The 1,087-nt window shown below is 37.3% G+C and carries 1 protein-coding gene; it reads right to left on the reverse strand.

Annotated elements, in window-relative coordinates; genetic code table 11:
• Positions 1-7: 7 nt before the first annotated feature.
• Positions 8-976 carry an IS30 family transposase gene (locus EXE09_RS18630; RefSeq protein ID WP_005804963.1) on the reverse strand — a complete coding sequence of 323 codons (969 nt, stop codon included), beginning with the start codon at positions 974-976 and terminating at the stop codon, positions 8-10.
• Positions 977-1,087: the final 111 nt, after the last annotated feature.

Consider the following 1,087-nt stretch of genomic DNA (forward strand, 5'->3'; position numbering starts at 1 on the left):
GGCGAATTCAAACATGAGGTGCGACAGTTTCAAAAGCCATATGATAATCAACAAGCTGAGCAAATTTCTCTAATGGTGTAAGCCAATCTAACGCCTTTCTAGGACGAGTATTCAGTGACATGGCAACTTGATTTAAATAATGCTGATCTGCCTGATTTAAATCAATCCCTTTAGGTAAATATTGCCTAATTAAACCATTCATATTTTCGCATGTGCCTTTTTGCCAGGGTGAATGTGGGTCACAGAAATATACATCTATGCCTAAATCTTCTTCGAGTATTTTATGTTCTGACATCTCACGTCCACGGTCATAGGTCAACGTTTTACGCAGTTCTGCAGGTAAATATTTCAGAGCTTCAGTTAAAGCCTTGCGCACTGATTCTGCCTTTGCATCAGGTAATGTTGCCAAGATACAGAGCCGTGTATTTCGTTCAATAAGTGTTGCTATCGAACTTTTATTGTCTTTACCTTTAATTAAATCAGCTTCCCAATGACCCGGTATTTTTCTTTCTTGAACTTCGGCTGGGCGCTCATGAATAGTTTTAATATCCTGTAATATAGAATCTTTTTTAGGTTCACCGTTAGCTTTTCGCTTTTTATTTTCATGACGTAGACAGGATAATAAGTCTTTTTTCAACTCACCCTTGGGTAATGCTCGTATCGTTGAATAAATCGTTGTATGGCTTACATTCATTGTTTGATCCAAATCAGGAAATGTCTTTAAACGCTTTGCTATTTGCTGAGGAGACCATAAACAACGGATCGCTTCAACAATAAATTTCCAGAGGATTGAATCGATTTTGAGTTTTCTGTGACCACGTCTACGTCTAGCGAAGGTGTTATCAGAAGCATATCGAGCTTGATAAACGTCATTGATGCTATTTCTTTTAAGCTCACGATAGATCGTACTAGGATGTCTTTTAATGAGTTCAGCAAATTTTCTGGCTGAAAAGCCTTCTTTTCTTGACTCAAGCATTAATGCAGTACGATCTTCAAAGTTAAGATGATGGTATGACAATTTTATATACTCCATAAACCCTTTAAATTAATTAGGTGGTTTATGTCGCACTTCAAGTTTTACTCTGCC

The sequence above is a fragment of the Acinetobacter sp. WCHAc060025 genome, assembly GCF_004209355.1.
GTDB classification, from domain to species: Bacteria; Pseudomonadota; Gammaproteobacteria; order Pseudomonadales; family Moraxellaceae; genus Acinetobacter; species Acinetobacter wuhouensis.